This is a genomic window from Paenibacillus tuaregi, from assembly GCF_900086655.1.
GTDB lineage: Bacteria > Bacillota > Bacilli > Paenibacillales > Paenibacillaceae > Fontibacillus > Fontibacillus tuaregi.
In genome coordinates this window covers 4,494,617-4,513,091 of sequence record NZ_LT575476.1, presented here as the reverse complement: position 1 = coordinate 4,513,091, position 18,475 = coordinate 4,494,617, and the positions used below count along the sequence as shown (strand labels likewise).

Genomic DNA, 18,475 nt, shown 5'->3' with positions numbered 1-18,475 from the left:
CCCCTGCAGCGGGCAAGAATTACACTTGGTGTGCTGGCGCTCATTATGATTACAGGATAATGAATAGGGCAGGTGGTGAAATTCCTTGAACCGGTCTTCGGCCTGATATGGCGGGGACCGGTTTCTCATTGTGCGGGGAATCGCTTTGTTGGTCTGCGGCTCCTGTGGTAGAATGACTAAGATGTTGTTTAGAGATAAATAGATAACCTATATTGTATCAGAAGATGGAGGATGAACGGATGAAATACCGACTGCTTGCACTCGATATGGATGGGACCTTACTTAACGATAATCATGAGATATCACCAAAGACAGCAGAATGGATCGGCAAAGCGGCTGCGGCCGGGGTTCATGTCTGCTTATCCACCGGGCGTTCGTTCAATGAAGCGGTGCCGTTCGGAGATCAGCTTGGCCTGAACACACCGATGATTACAGTCAATGGAAGTGAAGTATGGAAGACGCCTCATGAGCTGTACCGCAGGGAACTGCTGGACAAAGAGCTAGTCAAACAGATGCACGGAATTGCTGCTGAACTTGGTGTATGGTTCTGGGCTTATTCGGTGGAAGGGTCATACAATGAGAAGAACTGGGACCCTGCTCTGGTGGATGTGAACCATTGGATTAAGTTCGGATATCATACTGAGGACGACGATCTCCGTCATCAAATTCTGATGAGGCTGCAGGATATGGGAGGTCTTGAAATCACCAATTCATCCCCGTATAACTTTGAGATTAACCCTGAGGGAGTCAACAAAGCGACAGGCATCAAGATTGTCTGTGAGCTTCTTGGGCTGGACATGTCCCAGGTTATTGCCGTTGGCGACAGCCTGAACGACCTTGCGGCTATTCAGGCGGCTGGACTTGGCGTTGCTATGGGCAATGCGCAGCTCGCTGTACAGGAGAACGCGGATTATGTGACGGCGTCCAATAATGATGACGGGATAGCCGAGGTGATCCAGAAGTTTATTTTACCGGAGGAGTGATACTCTAGTGGATATTCTGGGCTGGATTCTAATTATTGGACTGTTCCTCGTGGGACTTGCGGGAGCGGTCATCCCCGTTCTTCCTGGGGTTATCGCGGTCTATGCGGCTTTCTTCGTGTACGGGTGGTTTTTTACATTCGAGCATTTTGGATGGGGTTTCTGGACCCTGCAGACGCTGATCGTGATCGTTCTGTTGGCTGCGGACTATGCGGTGGGAGCTTGGGGAGTTAAACGCTTCGGAGGCAGCAAGGCGTCCGTATGGCTTAGTACGATCGGGGCAATTATCGGTCCCTTCGTTATTCCGGCGTTTGGACTCATTATCGGCCCCTTCGTCGGGGCGGTAGCAGGGGAATTGATTTCAGGGTCATCTTTTCAAAAATCGCTGAAAGTCGGGTTTGGTTCGGTCGTTGGCTTGTTCAGCAGTATGGTCGTCAAAATCCTGCTTGAAATCGTGATGATTATTGTATTCTTCATCTGGATTATCAGCTTCTAACCAGGAATAGGTCCGAGAAAGAAGGGAAATCGGTTTGTCTAAGAAAGAATCTTTTATTAAGGGAACGCTGATCCTCGCCGCAGCGGCTCTGGTAGCCCGTGTGTTAGGGCTTGTGCAGCGTGTCCCGCTTGAGCACATCTTTGGGGCTGTCGGCAATGCGTCCTACACGGTGGCGAACAACGTATATCTGATGCTGCTTACCGTGGCCACCGCTGGAATTCCCAGCACACTGAGCAAAATGGTCTCCGAGCGCTATGCCTTAAAGCGCCCTGGGGAAGCACAGCGGGTCTACAAGGCGGCGCTAATCTTTGCTGTGTTTATCGGTCTCGTCATGACAGTGCTGCTCTATACGCTGGCACCAGTCTACGCCACCTTAACGAAGCAGCCTGAGGCCGTGCCTGCCATCCGGGCGATTGCGCCGGCGCTGCTGCTGTTCCCGACTATTGCGATGATGCGGGGGTATTTCCAGGGTAGAGGATATATGGCCGCTAACGGCATCTCTCAGATTATGGAGCAGGTGCTGCGGGTTATTACCGGAATCGGGCTGGCATTCTTCCTGCTGCATGCGAATTATAAGGATGAATGGGTAGCTGCGGGTGCTTCCTTCGGCGGCGTGCTTGGAAGTGTTGCAGCATTCGGCATCTTGATGTGGTTTTCCAGTAAGCTGCGGAAAGAAGACCGGAGACAGCAGCTTGAGGACCTGTCAACCGGGTCCGAGCAGCTCCCGCTGATGCGCATTTACGGTGACATCTTCAAGCTGTCTATTCCTATTGTGCTCGCTTCCTTGGCTGTACCAGCGGTCAACTTCATTGACGGAACCCTTGTCAAGCCGCTCCTGATTCACCAGATGGGTAACCTGTCGGCCACGAACACACTGGGTATTCTGGGCAGCCGGGCACAGAGTATCGCGGGAATTCCGCCAATTCTGTCCATCGCACTGAGCGCATCGCTTCTGCCTGTCATCGCGGCGGCGTTTGCCAGAGGGGACCGTCCGCACCTGGAACGCCAGATTACACTCGCTATGCGGGTATCGATATTGACGGGTATGCCGATTGTCATCATTCTGTGTGCGGCAGCTTATTCCGTGAATGGGCTTCTGTTCAGCAGCCTGGAGGGAAGCGGAATTATCGGGCTGCTTACCCTTGGAACCATCTTTCAGATTACGATGTCAACGTCTAGTTCAATTCTGATCGGGCTTGGCAAGGTGAATTTGTCCATGGGACATGTTCTTGTTGGGATCGTGGTGAAGCTGATTGCCAGCTTCGCGCTAGCCCCTTTCTTTGGAATCTATGGGATTATCATCGGCACGGGTCTGTGCTTCCTTGTGATCACACTGCTTAATCTGCGTTCGATGAAGGCGATTGTGCCATTCCATATTATGAGCGGACGGTGGACAGGCTTCCTGCTTACCGTAATTGTTTTGTTCGGAGCAGGATATGGCCTTAATTATCTGGGCGACCTTACAACGGCTGTCCTGCCGCCAAGAGTGGGCTTCTTCTTCGCCTGCTGCCTGGTAGGTATTTCTGTACTCATTCTGTATCCGGTTATGCTGGTAGTCATGCGGGTGGTCCGCAAAGACGAGCTGGGCAGTTATCCGAGAGTGCTCCAGAAAATACTGCGCCCGCTTATGCGGCTCCAACGCGGGTCCGCTGGCTCCGCATAAATTTGGTGCTGCACAGCTTTATACGTTGAATTTCAAGGGAGACACTTCGGTGTCTCCCTTGTTCAATGATCGGTTCCACTTGCCGTATCATGGGCAAAGGCGGTTTTGATAATACCAAGCCGGTGCTCGAAGCTGATATCGCACAGATAGGGCTGCTGAGGCTTGCTCAGCCCGTCCAGGGCGCTGTGATCCTGCAGCCAATCCTCTCTGGAGATGGGCTCGTATGAAGTGTCGCCCCAGGCGTCAAGCAGCTTGGGCGCATACAGGCGTCTGCCTTCCGGCAGGCTGGTCTGCTCAAGAAGTTCCATCCCTTCAAGGCCTGGGCCCAAGGCTTGGTCCTTGTCTGTGGTGAACAAGGCTGGCCAATAGTCGGCCCTTGATCCGGTGTGCGGAACAAGCGAGGCGAAGGCTTCGGCTCCTTTCCTCAGGGAAGCGAGGCCGAAGAGCAGCGCGTACAGGTTTTTGCCGAAGGTAATGCGCGTGCTGAGACTGGAGAAGTCGCCGAGAATCCGTCCAGCCAGCCGCGGAATATGCCCTCCGGGACAGGATGAGGCATCCAAAGTCTGTTTTTCCTGCTGCTTTGGAGTGCCATCTGCCGTAGATACAGAATCCAGATTCAGCAGGGGAAAGATAATCTGATTGAGTCCTGCCCAATTGTGCAGGTGGAAATTCGCTTTCTCCGTGACCCGGTTCTGAAAGTAGGGGTTCCGGACGACCCGTTTCTCAATGTAATTTTGCTCGTTGATAATCAGACCTACAGCCAGCAGGGCACTGCCGCGCTCCAGCCAGAAGCGGTCCCAGAAAGGCCGCATAAACCGGGAGACATGGAAGTGAGGGAGCAGATAGAACAGGCTTGACCCGATCTCCCGGCTTTTCATATAGAGCATCAGCTGAGGGTAGGCATCCTGGAAGATTAACGCGTTGCATCTTTCCAAAAAGCGGTAGGTCACTTCCTTGCCGGTCTCATTCAGCAGCGGATACATTTGGCCGCCGCGCAGATCACTCATGTTCCAGCCTGCATTGCGCGAGACCATATGGGCCAGGAAAGACCATTGCAGTTCAGGGTAAGCCTGGTAGCATTTCAGGTAGGCCTCTGTCCGGGTGATGTTGCTGATATTGTTCATCCGCACCGATTCCTCGATTTCCTCAATAACGCGCTGGTCTTCGGGGGTTAGGCCGTCCTTGGCATCGGCAATCAATCCCAGCGGCTCGTCAGGTCTCCGCCCCTGACTGCTCCGCTTAAGGAGGTCTTCCACCTCTGTGTATACGGTCCTTGCAGACGCCTCATTCCAGTCCAGGTGAATTTTCTCTTCCCTTAGGCGTGAAGAGGCAGCGATGCCTGCGGTTTTGCTCTTTACCACCTCACTCACCATGGAAGGAAGCGATAAAAGCATTTCTTTAAGTACTGCGGCAAGCCCGGGCGACTTGGAGTCACCCTGGTGAAAGGGCTGGCTCATGTTGATCCCTCTCTTTCGGATAAAGTGAGTCAATATGTACCTTGGCAGGTGATTATAACGTAAGAAGAATTTAGTCACATTATGGCCTAAAAGTTTGACTTCCACTCTTCGTTTTGATTGACTAAGAGAGATAACGATAGAAAGGACTGAAGCTCATGAAAGAAGTGACATCCGCAGGTGCGTTTACTGTAGAAACGCAGTCCAGCAATTTGGTTGTTGCCGTCTTCAAAGCAGACTGGTGCGTAGATTGCAAATTCATTGACCCATTTATGCCTGAGGTTGAGGAGAAATACGGGGACCGCATCACGTTCCTTCAGGTGGATGTGGATAAGGTAGGGGATGTCAGTCAGGAACAGAACATCCTTGGCATTCCAAGCTTCGTTGCTTATACGGACGGACGCGAGCTTGTCCGGTTCGTCAACAAAGCCCGTAAATCCCGGGAGGAAATTGAAGATTTCCTAAACCGTGCCTTGGATGTGTACCGGACTCTGCACGATACGGCGGAGCATAAGGAATAGGGTACGCAATACCAAAAGTCACAAGCGCCATCCTTTTGGGTGGCGTTATTTCATGATTTGATCATTTTGTCACATGTGACTTATGATATGTATATCCTCATCGGTTATAATGAAAGAGCAGCTTAATTTGTGTAAATCCAATGGATATAGCAGGTGAGGAAAAAGTGAATACCAAACAACTGAAATGGCTGAGTTATGCTTCCAGCTTTGTTATGCTGATGGCCACGCTGGGCGGGACCGCAGTAACGAAGCTGGATGCAGGGCTTGGCTGCGGCCGGGAATGGCCGCTCTGTAACGGGAAGTTCGTTCCCGCCCATACGCTGTCTTCACTCATAGAATGGTCCCATCGCGCAGTGAGCGGGGCCGCAGGCATGCTCGCGCTGGCGGCGTTTATTGCTTTTATGATCTACCGGAAGGAACGGCGCGACCTTAAAGCGTACGCCACGCTTGCCCTTATTTTTGTTGTGGTACAGGCGATTATGGGGGCTCTCGCGGTAGTGTTCTCGCAATCCTCGGCTGTGATGGCACTGCACTTCGGGTTCTCGCTGATTGCCTTCGCAAGCTCATTGATGCTTGCTCTTGGTATGAGAGAGCAGGAACGTGAAGAAGCCAACATGCCGAAGCTTCCCACCGGACCAGTTTCTCGGAGATTCCGGAATCTGGTATGGTTTGCCACGTTCTACACTTATATCGTGGTCTACCTGGGAGCCTATGTCAGCCATACGAGTTCTGCAGGAGGATGCAGCGGCTGGCCGCTCTGTAACGGACAGGTTATTCCTGAACTTACCGGCGGCGTGGGCATTGCATTCATTCACCGGATCGGAGCTATAACTTTATTCTTCGTGATTGCGGTGCTCGGACATTTTGCTTACAGAAAACATCAGGGGAACAAGGAAATCCGGTCGCTTGGAGTAGCGGCAACTGTGCTTGTTATCGTTCAAATTTTCACAGGTGCTTTTCTGGTTATGAACCTGGCCAATTCCAACATGTATATTTTTGCCTCCTTGTCGCATATCTTCGTCCTGGCTTGCATGTTCGGTGTGCTGAGCTATATGAGTGTGAGAACCTGGCAGCTCAGTCGGGCGGAGGTTAAGCAGGGCCAACTGAATACGAGGTTGAACTAAAGCTCCGCAGCAATGCGGAGTTTTACATAGGAGTAAGAATTTAAGATGAGTCAGATCACTAGGAGGTATCATCTGTGGGTTACAGAAATTTAAGACAGTGGATTGAGGCGCTGCGCAAGGACAAACAGCTGGCGGTAATTGATGTGCCAGTTGACCCCTATTTGGAGCTTGCGGAAATTCACCGGCGGGTCATTGCTGAAGAGGGCCCGGCCCTGCTGTTCACGAATGTGAAAGGCACACCGTTCCCGGTGGTCACAAACTTATTCGGGACCCCGCGGCGTGTGGAAATGGCGTTTGGACCGCGTCCCGAACAGCTGGCTAACCGTCTTGTCGGCGCGATGAACACCCTGCTCCCACCAACTCCCAAGGCGCTTTGGAATGAGCGGGGATTGATTCGGGAAGTGTTAAAGGTAGGAATGAAGACGGTACCTAAGGGGGAGGCTCCCATTCTTCAGGTATGCCGTACGGATCGTCCGCTTGCGGATCTTCCGAAGGTGACCAGCTGGCAGGAGGATGGGGGTCCGTTCGTGACCCTGCCGCTTGTCTACACTGAGAATCCGGTTCAAGCCAAAGACAACAACTTGGGCATGTACCGCATCCAGATCTACGACGATCAGACTACAGGTGTTCATTGGCAGATCCAGAAGGGCGGAGGTTTCCACTACCATGAGGCCGAGAAACACGGAGAAGCGCTGCCTGTATCCGTATTCCTTGGTGGTCCACCGGCCCTGATCGCTGGTGCCATCGCTCCGGTGCCAGAGCATTTGTCCGAACTGCTGGTCACATCCTTCATTCTTGGGGAGAAGCTGCCGATGGCAGATAACCCGATGGGTGGACACCGGATTCCGGCGGAGGCGGAATTTGCCATTCAAGGATTCGTGCCCCCTCATGAGCGCCGCCTTGAAGGACCATTCGGCGATCACTTTGGTTATTATTCGCTTCAGCATGAATTCCCGGTCCTTCAGGTCAGCCATATGTGGCACCGCAAGGATGCCATTTATCCTGCAACGATTGTCGGCAAGCCCCGGCAGGAGGACTATTACATCGGGGATTTCCTTCAGAAGCTGTTATCTCCAGCTTTCCCTGTAGTTATGCCAAGTGTACGGTCCCTCTGGACTTACTCTGAGAGTGGATTCCATGCGCTCGCGTCCGCTGTCGTCCGTGAGAGCTATTCAAGAGAGGCGTTGGTTGCGGGCTTCCGGATTCTTGGCGAAGGCCAGCTGTCTCTGACGAAGTTCTTGATGCTGACGAATGTGCCGGTGGATCTTGCCGATATCAAGATTACACTCAAGACTGTACTAGAACGGTTTAACCCGCGAACGGACTTATTTATTTTTAATAAAACGTCGAATGATACTCTGGATTATACCGGGCTGAAGCTTAACCACGGTAGTAAAGCGATCCTGATTGGCGTAGGGGACCCGGTACGTGAACTTCCCCGGGAATATACGGATGGCGAGATCGCTGAAATCCATGAGATCGCGGTATTCCATGATGGGTGCCTGGTGGTGTCGGGTGCCGCATATGAGCAGGAACCAGAACTGCCGGCCCGCCTGCTCGCCCGTTTGAAGGAGAAGGGAGCCGAGTGGAAATGGCCGCTCGTTGTCCTGGTTGATCATGCTGAGGAAGTGGCCAAGTCATCGAACTCATTCACATGGACGGTATTTACACGATTTAACCCGGCTTCGGATATTTATGCGGATGCTGAGATACAACAGCATCATCTATCGTATAACCTACCGCTCGTAATTGATGCACGTATGAAGCCGGGTTACCCGGATGAGTTGTTCCCGCGTGAGGATATCGTGAAACTGGTGGATCAGCGCTGGTCCAGTTATTTTGCCTGATATAAATCAGCAATTTCGCCTAAGACAAATCAGCAATCGAAAGGGGGCCGTGTATGCTGCGCAGCCTGCTTGGAGAGCCGCCCCGCAGGGATGAGGGGCTATTGTCAGACACATTCAAGACCATGAGGCAGGTAATCCAGCACTTCCAGGCCAGACCGGACAGAAGCAGCGGTTCTAAGCTTGATTATTCCAAGCTTCAGATCTGGATAGAGGGTCTTGCCGCCTCCCTCGATGAGTTGGAGCAGTGTACGCACGCCTCCGCGTTTTTCCGGCACAAGGTTCATACCAGGTATATTGCAGAGATGGGACCCCAGGAAAAAGGGGACTACGCTCGTTATGTATATTTCTACAAGGACGGGTTCATCCGCGTATTCTCCATCCTGGATAAATTGGGTACGGTCCTAAATGAGCTTTACGGACTCAACACGGCTAGAGTGAAGCCGCATTATTCTTATTTCACGGTTCTTCGGCAGTTCAGCTATCTTGGGGTACATCCTAGGCTCGGGCAGCGTCTGACGGAGATCAAGGAACAGCATAAGGATTCATTATCCCGCTTGCGCCGCCGGAGGAATACGGAGATTCACTACATGAATTCAGAAATGCAGGATGATCTCTGGCAGAAGAATCAAGCCCCGCATGGAAAGCTTGAGCTTGAGGATATGGATCAGCATTTGACCGATCTGATGGACGGTTATCAAATGGTGCTGGAGTCACTGAATGTGTCATTTAAATATACGCTCTCAAATATAAAAGTATTCTAATCGGATTAATTTGTTAAAATGAATAAATTGCCTTTGACAAACGGTGCAAAAGCCTCTATACTGAGAGACAGTTTCAGAAAAGATTTCATGAACCAACCCGAAAATTTCATATTTCTTATCAAGAGTGGCGGAGGGACAGGCCCGATGAAGCCCGGCAACCGATTCAAATGTGTGTTTAGGTCTTTAGACCTTCCATCGTTGAATGACATGGTGCTAAATCCTTCAGAGCGTACATGAGGTACGCTTCTGGCAGATGAGAAGGCAAAGTCTCAAATTTTGAGAGCCCTACAATTCTGCGTGGGGCTCTTTTCGCTTTTGGATATAGAGGAGGATCGGATTTGATAGAGCTTAAACAACTTACTAAATCTTATGGCAAAAAGAACAAAGCAACGACAGCCTTGTCGAAGCTCAATTTAACGGTAAATAAAGGGGAGATCTTCGGTGTCATCGGTCATTCGGGGGCTGGCAAGAGCACGTTGATCCGGTGTATCAACCTGCTGGAGCGTCCAACATCCGGAGAGGTTTGGGTGAATGGTGCCAACCTTACCTCTATGGGGAAAGGCGAGCTTCAGCAGCACCGGAGAAAGATCGGCATGATTTTTCAGCATTTCAATCTGCTCTCTTCTGCGACCGTATATGACAATATCGCTTTCCCGCTGACACTGGTTCACACACCTAAAGCCGCCATAGACAAAAAGGTGAATGAACTGCTGGCTCTTGTCGGGCTGGAGGATCATAAGAACAAGTATCCGTCCCAGCTGTCCGGTGGACAGAAGCAGCGGGTGGGCATTGCCCGGGCGTTAGCGAATGATCCGGACGTGCTGCTGTGCGATGAAGCGACTTCGGCGCTTGATCCCCAGACAACAGATTCAATTCTGAAGCTGCTGCTGGACATTAACCGCAAGTTCAATCTTACGATTATGCTTATCACCCATGAGATGCACGTCATTCAAAGTGTCTGTGACCGGGTGGCTGTCATCCATGCCGGGGGCATAGTGGAGGAGGGGCCGGTGACCGAGGTGTTCCTAAAGCCGAAGCATCAGGTGACCCGGGAGTTTATTAACCGCGAATCAACTGGGGCTGAGGCGCTTAAGCTGGCGCTGTCCTCGCTCAGCTCTGGATCGTCCAGACAGGTCAAAATCACGTTTCTTGGATCACAGACCTATGACTCGCTGCTGTCTCAGATTGTGCGTGAGACGAATGTGAACTTTGCGATTCTTCAAGGGACGATTTCCACGATTAAGGAAGTGCCGTACGGCCAGCTGCTTGTTTCCTTCGAAGGGGATGCCGCAAGTATTGACCGGACCATCACACTTCTCAGAGAACGCAATCTTGATGTGGAGGTGATGTACTGATGTGGGGACTTGACTTCTCATTAGTGGATTGGGAGGAAATGGGCCAGGCTACGATAGACACCTTGAAAATGCTGGGTGCTTCCTCTCTGTTGACCTTTATTATCGGTCTTCCGCTTGGTGTTCTCTTGTTCGTAACCGCGCGTTCCAATTCAGCTTTCTTCCGGTTTATTTACCGGGTTTTATCACTCGTTGTCAACATTCTGCGATCGGTGCCGTTCATCATCCTGATTGTTGCGCTGATTCCAGTTACCCGGTCCATTTTTGGAGTATCGATCGGGGTTCCAGGTACGATTCCGCCGCTTGTGATCGGGGCTGCGCCGTTCTTTGCAAGACTTGTGGAGACCGCGCTGCGTGAGGTTGACCGCGGGGTAATCGAAGCAGCAACTTCCATGGGGGCATCTACTCTGCAGATTATCCGGAAGGTGCTTCTTCCAGAATCGATGCCAGGGCTCATTGCCGGTATGACAATTACAGTGGTTACGCTGGTATCTTATACGGCCATGGCCGGTATGGTAGGCGGTGGTGGACTGGGAGATTTGGCTATCCGCTACGGTTATCAGCGGTATGAGAAGGAAGTGATGATTGTAGCCGTAGTGTTTATGGTCATTCTCGTTCAGCTGCTGCAAATGCTTGGCGACCGCTTGGTTGCTCATTTTACAAGGAAATAAGGAAACACAAATATAACGGTAATAATAATCCTTATTCAATAACAAATTGGAGGTTTGGAAATGAAAAAATGGTCAACAGCTTTTTTGCTACTTACACTTATTTTGGTGCTTGCCGCTTGCGGTAACAAACCACAGGAATCACAACAGGGATCTGCGGATACTGGCAAAACACAAACCACTACGGAAACTAAAACAGAACCGGTTAAATTGGTTGTAGGCGCTACTGCTGTACCCCATGCTGAAATTCTTAATTTCATCAAACCAAAGCTGAAAGAAGAAGGCGTGGATCTGGAAGTTAAAGAGTTCACCGATTATGTCCTGCCAAATACGCAGGTGTTCGAGAAACAGCTCGATGCCAACTTCTTTCAGCACCAGCCATACCTTGATGATCAGAACAAAAAGAACAACTTTAACCTTGTAAGCGTGGTGGGCGTGCATGTGGAACCTTTCGGTGCTTACTCCAAGAAATACAAAACCAAAGACGAAATTCCGAATGGCGCAAAAGTAGCTATCCCGAATGATGCTACCAATGGCGGGCGTGCACTTCTTCTGCTTGCCAAGAACGGTCTGATCACCTTGAAAGACGGAGTTGGAATCTCCGCAACAGTGAAGGATATCACTGCAAATCCGAAGAACCTTGAATTTAAAGAACTTGAGGCCGCTATGCTGCCGCGTGTTCTTGATGAAGTTGACCTGGCTCTGATCAATACGAACTATGCGCTTGAAGCGAAGCTGGTTCCAACCAAAGATGCTCTCTTTATCGAAGATAAGGATTCACCTTACACCAACATCCTCGTAGCCCGTCCGGACAACAAAGATTCCGAAGCGATTCAAAAACTGGCTAAGGCGCTGACTTCCGCCGATGTTAAGAAATTTATCGAAGACAAGTATCAAGGCTCAATTGTTCCTGCGTTCTAAGAAACGCAATAATTGTGCCAAGGCTCAATTGTTCCTGGAGAAAAGTAACAGATACAATTGTGCCAGAGCTCAATTATTGCTGAGGAAGTGACAGAAACAATTGTGCCAAGGTTCAATTGTTCCAGCGTTCTAAGACAGCAATAATTAGACCTTGAACGAATTTCAAGGAATGTACAAAAAGAAGCCCTCCTTTGGCGTGGTTGTTAGACACTTCCATTCTACCAAGGAGCGGCTTCTTCTTTTAATTGTTTGGTTTTGGAATTCATTTTCTGAAAATAATTCAGGAAATCCAAAACCAACAGCGACAGTAGCAACGTTCGTTCTCGGAGCCTTTCAAACACTAACCGAACTCCTAATCAAAATCAGGAGCCGTCTTCTGGAACAGCCCCGTTCTGCTTCTTCAGGTTTCTTCAATGTTTGCTTGTAAGGCCGTCATGACCTTTCCATGCAAGTTGTGGGGATAAGCCAAATCTTTTATACTTGATAGGGAGTACGTATTTATTAGGCTGACGGCTTGCCGTGGGGAGGAATCCGCAGGTGAAAGGTAAAATTGCATTGATTACGGGCAGCGCCAAAGGGCTGGGGAAGAAGACGGCGCTTACGTTAGCGGATGAAGGCTGTCATATTGCTCTGAATTATGTTCATAGTGAAGCTGAGGCTCTTGAGCTGAAGGCTGTGATTGAAGATAAAGGTGTCCGGTGTATTGCTGTGCGTGCGGATGTCGCAAGTGTGGAAGATATCACACGGTTGGTTTCTGAGGTGGAGCGAACTCTGGGCGGGATCGATATTCTGGTGAATAATGCGGGCCCGTTCATCCGGGAACGAAAGCTCTTTGCGGAGTACAGCAGGGCAGAGGTGCTGTCCTTAATTGAGGGGAATTTAGTAGGCCCTATGCTGCTTGATCATATGGTGCTTGAGGGGATGCGCAGCAGAGGATGGGGCAGGATCATCCACTTTGGATTCGGGCATGCTGCGGAATCCCGGGCATGGCCTCATCGGGCGGCTTATGCTGCTGCGAAGACCGGACTTGTATCTTTTACGAAGACGCTTGCTGTTGAAGAAGCCCCGTATGGGATTACCGTGAACATGATTTGCCCGGGAGACATCCGGGGTGTGAACAAGGAGAAGTCCATTGCCGAGGTTAGTGGAGAGCAGGATGGGGAGACACCAAGGGGCAGACCTGGCAGCGGGGAAGATATCTCGCGGGTTATCGCCTTCTTGTGTCAGCCTGAGTCTGACTTTATCACCGGAAATATTATGGATATTTCAGGAGGACTTGACCCAATCCGTCCGTGGATTAAGCCGTCCCCCTAAGTTCCTTGGCTAAGTTCTATCCATCCGGACAGAATAAGGTAATAAAGAGCCTGAATGTCCGGCAGCCGGTTCTGGTCCATGGCTCTAAAACAGAAAGTGCCGGCCACGAAGGCCGGCAGCTTGAAGATCGTACTTGAATTTATAATTTAAAATACTTGTACAACTTCTTGAACGCCTTCGACTTCTTCAAACAGCGCGCGCTCAATCCCTGCTTTGAGTGTGATTGTGGAACTTGGGCAGCTGCCGCAAGCACCCACCAATTTCAGTTTGACGATGCCATCCTCCACGTCAACGAGTTCGACGTCACCGCCGTCGCGCTGCAGGAAAGGGCGAAGTTTATCAAGCACTTCCAGTACTTCATCATACAAAGTATCTTGTGCATTTTGGCTCATATTTCTCAACTCCTTTCTTATATATTATATTACAAACGGATTTAAATTTAAATGGCATTAGCAAAGCGAGGATTACTGCATGAGACCGATTATAGAATTTTGCGTGAATAATATGCACTTTGGAACCGATGAGGTCATGAAAAAGCTGGAGGATTGTCCAGACTACGATGTGCTTGAATACGGCTGTCTGACACATTGTGGCGTATGCTATCTGACCCCGTTTGCCCTTGTGAACGGCGAGTTCGTCGAGGCAGAAAGCGCAGAGCAGCTGTACGAACGTATTATGGACAAAATTAAAGAAATCGATGCCTGGTCCGAGTTGGATCTTGACTAGTGGCAAATAGAGGTAATCGCAGGCTTGCCTTGAATATATACAGGAAGACCGCTCCGAAGTAAGGGGCGGTCTCTTTTTGTATAGAAAATTAAAATGCCCAGATGGCTAAGGTTAATCAGCCTACGTAACGGAGTAAATTCATAGTGCCTGTTGATCTAACCACAACCCATCCTTCAGGAATTGGAGAGCCGAGCATGACCCAAACCTCGCGGCCGTAGCTGGCGCCATTCACGTAAGTAATTAAATTCATGGTGCCCGTGGAGCGTGTGATAACCCACCCGGCAGGAATCGGAGAGCCGAGCATGACCCAAACCTCACGGCCGTAACTGGCGCCGTTCACATAAGTAATTAAATTCATGGTGCCCGTGGACCGTGAAATAACCCATCCTTCAGGAATTGGAGAGCCGAGCATGACCCAAATTTCACGCCCATAGCTGCTTCCTTTAACATTTGTAATCTCATTCATATTTCCTGAGGTTCTTGTGATAACCCAGCCCTCGGGAATAGGGGAGCCGATGGCAACCCATTGGGTCTGGGATGCGCTTAATGATGTTGTTCCCGCCTTGGCTTGAACTGCTGGCTGTGATGCCGCAGAGGCGTTGGTCGTCCCTGCATTCACGGATAAAGCGGTTGCAATAGTAACGGAACATAAAGCTAAGATGGCTAAGTGCTTCTTCATCATTAAACATCATCCTTCCATTAAAGGGATTATATTCCAAAATAATCATATAAGAAATCTATAAATCTATCAACCATTTATTTACAAGTTCATGTAAGCTTAGAAATTTTATGAAATCAAAAAGAACGGGATTTCTCCCGTTCCTGATTACCTGAGATATATGCAATTAGCCAAAATGATGTTTAGACATCCATAGTACACCGCTCTTGAGAATCCGGGGAACTCGTCCCATAACCTGGCGTTTGCCCATAAGGCCAAAGCCGGCTTTCTTGCCAAGAGATCCGAGTGTTCCCTTCAGCTTGATCGGACTAAGCCGTGGTGTCTCGCCACGCCATAATGCAAGTGCAATATGACCGATCTGTTCGCCTTGACCCTCGGCGGCTTGACCGCTTGGGGCGAATGGAAGACTGGCGCAGTCCCCGCACACGAATACCTCAGGGTGCTCTGGAATCTGATAATATTCATTCAGCAGCACACGGCCTTGGTGATCCTTGGGCACATCAAGCTTTTGCACGATTTCCACCGGTTGTATGCCTGCCGTCCATACCGTGGCATCAGACAAAATATCATCGCCAGTTGTATGGATCACGCCTTGCTCTAGAGAAGTAATGGTGATATGGGATAACGTCTCCACGTCATGCTCGTGGAACCACTTCTCCACGTAGGCTGACATCTTAGGAGGAAATGCAGACAGGACTCTTGCTCCTCGGTCGATCAGAGCAATGTTGAGATCTGGACGGCTCTCCCGAAGCTCAGCAGCTATCTCCACACCACTCAGTCCTCCGCCAACAATGTTCACCCGGCCATAGGGCTTGGTATCATTCAGGAGGCGGTAGGTCTCCCGGACGGCGCTCATCGTTTGGATGGTACAAGCATATTCCTGGGCCCCGGGAATTCCATGGAAACGGTCCGTACAGCCTAAAGCGATAACAAGCTGGTCATAATAAACCGGATCATCATTCTCCATGATTACCTTTTTGTTCTCAAGGTCAACGGAAGTGACCTCCCCGTACTTCATATTGAGGTTCTGATGCACGGGGAAGGGAACGCGGAGTTCCACGTCAGAGGCCGTGCCTGCGGCCAGCGCGTAATATTCCGTCTTCATTGTCTGGTAAGGCATACGGTCGATCATCGTCAGGCGAATATCGCTTGGCATATTTCCTTTGAGAAGCGTATTGGCAATCGTGACTCCGCCGTAACCTCCACCTAGAATAACAAAATGCTTCATGTTTTATCGGTTCCTTTCTGTCCTGCTTGTTATACGATTTAGCGATCTACTCATAAACCTCGATTTCGTTGTAGAAGGTGTCCCGTTCAACCGGAATACGTCCAGCTCCCTTAACCAGCCAGATCAGCTCCTTGCGGGTCAGGCCTTCCGGTGTGTTGGCACCGGCGGCGTGGCTGATTTTCTCCTTAAGAATGGTGCCGTGAACATCCGATGCTCCAAAGCTCAGGGATACCTGGGTCAGCTGTGTACCAATATTAATAAAATAGGCTTTGATATGCTGAATGTTGTCCAGCATCAGACGGCTGATGGCAATGGTCTTGAGATCCTCATACGCGGAGTTGCGGCGCATGATGCTTGCGTTCTTGCTCTTCGGCTGCATGGAGAGGGGAATGAAAACCATGAATCCGCCAGTCTCGTCCTGAAGGTCACGGATTTGCATCATGTGACGGATCCGGTCCTCATGGCTCTCGATCGAGCCGTACAGCATGGTAGTTCCTGTTCTGATGCCAAGCTGATGGGCTGTGCGGTGCACTTCAAGGTAGCGGTCGACGTTCGCTTTGTCGACTTTCATCTTTTCCCGGTATTGGTCGGATAGAATCTCCGCTCCTCCTCCGGTCAGGGACTTCAGCCCGGCTTTCTGAAGCTCTTGCAGAACCTCGGCAATGCTCAGACCGCTGATGCGTGTGAAAAAGTCAATCTCGGCAGCAGTGTACGCTTTGAGTGTGACTTCAGGGAACCGCTCGTTCAGTGCTTTGAGGGAGTCTACATAATATTGAAAAGGCACATGGTTATTATGCCCGCCTACAATATGAAATTCACGGATACCTGGGTGAATGTGCTGTTCCACATATTCCACCATTTCAGGGCCTGACAGGGTGTAAGAGCCTTCTTCCCCCTGATCCTTACGGAAATTGCAGAACGCGCAGTAGGATTCACAGACGTTCGTGAAGTACAAGCTCATATTTTCGATAAAATAAACTTTCTTGCCGTTCTTCTTGAGGTTAACCTCATTTGCCAGCTGGCCGATCGTAAGCAGATCGTCGCTTTGATATAAATATACCCCATCTTCAAGATTTAACCGCTCGCCGCGGCGAACCTTTTCAACGATTTCTGCCATTCTTTGATCAATATGAGGGGCAGTAAGTAACATGGAAATTCCTCCAATCTGAAGTCGAACTGTCATACGAGTTATCATTATGGCAAATCGGATATGAAATAACGTCTTCTTAGACGCTTTGCTGAGACACAGCGGGAAACCATCATTGTGAAATTTAGAACAGGTTGGTCAGTGAAAAGACCTGGTTCGTAGTTGTCAGAATTGTGACAAACCAATGCACCCATATCATTATAAACCTCCCATTCTATTCGGGCAATAAGTATAAATCGATTCCTGGCGCGGTTCTTCCGTCTCTTGAGGGGAGTTCTAATGTGGAGTATACTTAGGAGTGTAAGGATAAGGAGGGAATCTCAATGATTAATATCACGGATGCGGCAGCAGCTCAAATAAAAGAAATGCTCTCCCAACAGGAGACACCTGACATGTTCCTTCGTCTTGGTGTACAGCCGGGAGGATGCAGCGGGTTCTCCTATGGCATGGGATTTGACGATGAGGAATCCGAAGCCGATGTCTACATGGACGTAAGCGGGATTAAGGTAGTCGTAGACAAGGACAGCTTGAAGTATTTGAATGGTCTCGAAATTGATTATGAAGCTTCCGGCATGTCCGGCGGGTTCTCCATCCACAATCCGAACGCGATTGCGACCTGCGGTTGCGGCTCAAGCTTCCGCACACGCGAGGATGCGGGACAGCCGAATCCGGAGCAGTGCTGACGGGATAATATGCAAAACGGCCTTTATGACGTAATATGCGTTATAGCGGTCGTTTTTGTTTTATTGAAAGAGAAATGAAAAAGAGATTTATGTTTACGTGGGTGATGTTCCAAGGGCTGTGAATTAATAATGGGAGGGAATTCTTGGATTTCCGGCGAATTCTACATAAAAAAATAGGATATGTCTGGGGTGATAAAATGAGTACAGGTTCTTACAAAACAGCAGTGTTGTATTTGTTGTTATCTTTAGGAGTGCTTCTATTTCCCGGTTTAGCGAGGTTTATGTAGAAGCCAAACTATCCCGAAAGATCACTCAGCTTTTGCTCCCGTACCGGATGATTTTGTTAAGGGGCAGGAAACTGTGCAGAGCGGTTGTATGATGAGGCAATTTACGTAACCCTATCCAAAACATAAACAGTTATCACAGCCGCTTGAAGACAACATGGAATATAAGAGCACAATGGCGAATAAGAAAAATATTGCTGAAGAAACAGACGAATATAGTAATGGAGGGGGAAACAGTGAAAAAAGAAATCTTGCTGCCAATTTCTATTATTGTACTTGGAGGATGCCTTATTTTATCAGCTTGGATAGTAACTAATGGGCTAAAAAACAATGAACATTTCGTGCAAGCTCAAAATAATACTACTACGGCAAAAGCTCTAATGACTTCTGCCGAGGCAGCACAATACATGGGAATTACATTAAACGACTTTAATTTGCTTATTAAGAGTCAAGTTGGAGAAAGAGCGGAACTTCATTCTTACGATACATATAGGTTTATCCCATTTATCGACATCGGTAATCAAAAATATTTCAATAGAGCAGAAATAGATAAATGGATTGAATACAGTATGCTTAATAAACACTGACCTCAAAAAAACATCAGCATCATTATCCGCGTACTTATGG

19 protein-coding genes and 1 riboswitch are annotated in these 18,475 nt (G+C 49.5%); of the genes, 14 read left to right on the top strand and 5 right to left on the bottom strand.

From position 1 onward, the window contains the following. Nucleotides 1–224 precede the first annotated feature (224 nt). From BN6628_RS20160 to BN6628_RS20150, 3 genes are read left to right on the top strand one after another with little or no spacing between them, the layout of a single operon-like run. Nucleotides 225–983: a Cof-type HAD-IIB family hydrolase gene (locus tag BN6628_RS20160; RefSeq protein ID WP_068622490.1), complete on the top strand. Its 759-nt coding sequence runs from the start codon at nt 225–227 to the stop codon at nt 981–983. Nucleotides 984–990: 7 nt separating this feature from the next. Next, nucleotides 991–1,476 (top strand): DUF456 domain-containing protein, encoded by a 486-nt coding sequence (locus BN6628_RS20155; RefSeq protein ID WP_068620124.1) that lies wholly within the window; start codon nt 991–993, stop codon nt 1,474–1,476. Between the two features lie 34 nt (nt 1,477–1,510). Further along, nucleotides 1,511–3,139: a putative polysaccharide biosynthesis protein gene (locus BN6628_RS20150; protein WP_068620123.1), complete on the top strand. Its 1,629-nt coding sequence runs from the start codon at nt 1,511–1,513 to the stop codon at nt 3,137–3,139. 62 nt (nt 3,140–3,201) lie between these two features. On the opposite strand, the gene BN6628_RS20145 is transcribed toward BN6628_RS20150, so the two are convergent. After that, nucleotides 3,202–4,596, bottom strand: coding sequence for a DUF2515 family protein (locus BN6628_RS20145; protein WP_068620122.1), 1,395 nt, complete (start codon nt 4,594–4,596; stop codon nt 3,202–3,204). Between the two features lie 155 nt (nt 4,597–4,751). Here BN6628_RS20145 and BN6628_RS20140 point away from each other — a divergent pair, with 155 nt between their 5' ends. The 8 genes from BN6628_RS20140 to BN6628_RS20105 all read left to right on the top strand — a co-directional run bounded on the left by BN6628_RS20140 (nt 4,752) and on the right by BN6628_RS20105 (nt 13,101). Beyond that, the gene (locus BN6628_RS20140; protein WP_068620121.1) at nt 4,752–5,114 is read left to right on the top strand and encodes a thioredoxin family protein; all 363 of its coding nucleotides are present in this window, start codon (nt 4,752–4,754) and stop codon (nt 5,112–5,114) included. Nucleotides 5,115–5,278: 164 nt separating this feature from the next. Beyond that, nucleotides 5,279–6,238, top strand: coding sequence for a COX15/CtaA family protein (locus BN6628_RS20135; RefSeq protein ID WP_068620120.1), 960 nt, complete (start codon nt 5,279–5,281; stop codon nt 6,236–6,238). Nucleotides 6,239–6,312: 74 nt separating this feature from the next. Then, on the top strand, nt 6,313–8,085 hold the full coding sequence (locus BN6628_RS20130) for a UbiD family decarboxylase (protein WP_068620119.1): 1,773 nt from the start codon (nt 6,313–6,315) through the stop codon (nt 8,083–8,085). Between the two features lie 53 nt (nt 8,086–8,138). Next, a complete protein-coding gene (locus tag BN6628_RS20125; RefSeq protein WP_068620118.1) occupies nt 8,139–8,846 on the top strand; it encodes a Cthe_2314 family HEPN domain-containing protein in 708 nt (235 codons plus the stop codon). Nucleotides 8,847–8,958: 112 nt separating this feature from the next. After that, a riboswitch (SAM riboswitch) is annotated at nt 8,959–9,106 on the top strand. A gap of 78 nt (nt 9,107–9,184) precedes the next feature. Beyond that, nucleotides 9,185–10,201, top strand: a complete 1,017-nt coding sequence (locus BN6628_RS20120) for a methionine ABC transporter ATP-binding protein (RefSeq protein ID WP_068620117.1) — start codon at nt 9,185–9,187, stop codon at nt 10,199–10,201. Then, a complete protein-coding gene (locus BN6628_RS20115; protein WP_068620116.1) occupies nt 10,201–10,869 on the top strand; it encodes a methionine ABC transporter permease in 669 nt (222 codons plus the stop codon). Before BN6628_RS20120 ends, BN6628_RS20115 begins: the two co-directional genes overlap by 1 nt. 60 nt (nt 10,870–10,929) lie before the next feature. Beyond that, nucleotides 10,930–11,787 (top strand): MetQ/NlpA family ABC transporter substrate-binding protein, encoded by an 858-nt coding sequence (locus BN6628_RS20110; protein WP_068620115.1) that lies wholly within the window; start codon nt 10,930–10,932, stop codon nt 11,785–11,787. Between the two features lie 537 nt (nt 11,788–12,324). Continuing rightward, complete coding sequence (locus tag BN6628_RS20105) at nt 12,325–13,101, top strand: SDR family oxidoreductase (RefSeq protein WP_068620114.1); 777 nt, start codon at nt 12,325–12,327, stop codon at nt 13,099–13,101. 146 nt (nt 13,102–13,247) lie between these two features. On the opposite strand, the gene BN6628_RS20100 is transcribed toward BN6628_RS20105, so the two are convergent. Beyond that, on the bottom strand, nt 13,248–13,493 hold the full coding sequence (locus tag BN6628_RS20100) for a NifU family protein (RefSeq protein ID WP_068620113.1): 246 nt from the start codon (nt 13,491–13,493) through the stop codon (nt 13,248–13,250). A gap of 79 nt (nt 13,494–13,572) precedes the next feature. On the opposite strand from BN6628_RS20100, the gene BN6628_RS20095 reads away from it, so the two are divergent. Beyond that, the gene (locus tag BN6628_RS20095; protein ID WP_068620112.1) at nt 13,573–13,827 is read left to right on the top strand and encodes a YuzB family protein; all 255 of its coding nucleotides are present in this window, start codon (nt 13,573–13,575) and stop codon (nt 13,825–13,827) included. Nucleotides 13,828–13,942: 115 nt separating this feature from the next. Here BN6628_RS20095 and BN6628_RS20090 read toward each other — a convergent pair whose 3' ends face one another. From BN6628_RS20090 to mqnE, 3 genes are all read right to left on the bottom strand, one after another. Continuing rightward, nucleotides 13,943–14,509: a hypothetical protein gene (locus tag BN6628_RS20090; protein WP_068620111.1), complete on the bottom strand. Its 567-nt coding sequence runs from the start codon at nt 14,507–14,509 to the stop codon at nt 13,943–13,945. A gap of 163 nt (nt 14,510–14,672) precedes the next feature. Beyond that, nucleotides 14,673–15,734 carry an NAD(P)/FAD-dependent oxidoreductase gene (locus BN6628_RS20085; protein WP_068620110.1) on the bottom strand — a complete coding sequence of 354 codons (1,062 nt, stop codon included), beginning with the start codon at nt 15,732–15,734 and terminating at the stop codon, nt 14,673–14,675. Nucleotides 15,735–15,780: 46 nt separating this feature from the next. Beyond that, nucleotides 15,781–16,884 (bottom strand): aminofutalosine synthase MqnE, encoded by a 1,104-nt coding sequence (gene mqnE / locus BN6628_RS20080; RefSeq protein ID WP_392397649.1) that lies wholly within the window; start codon nt 16,882–16,884, stop codon nt 15,781–15,783. Nucleotides 16,885–17,204: 320 nt separating this feature from the next. Between mqnE and BN6628_RS20075 the strand changes: the two genes are divergently transcribed. Together BN6628_RS20075 and BN6628_RS20070 are read left to right on the top strand one after the other, a co-directional pair. Continuing rightward, the gene (locus tag BN6628_RS20075) at nt 17,205–17,564 is read left to right on the top strand and encodes a HesB/IscA family protein (RefSeq protein ID WP_068620109.1); all 360 of its coding nucleotides are present in this window, start codon (nt 17,205–17,207) and stop codon (nt 17,562–17,564) included. Nucleotides 17,565–18,084: 520 nt separating this feature from the next. Continuing rightward, entirely contained in the window at nt 18,085–18,435 is a 351-nt protein-coding gene (locus BN6628_RS20070; RefSeq protein WP_068620108.1) for a helix-turn-helix domain-containing protein, read from the top strand. Nucleotides 18,436–18,475 lie beyond the last annotated feature (40 nt).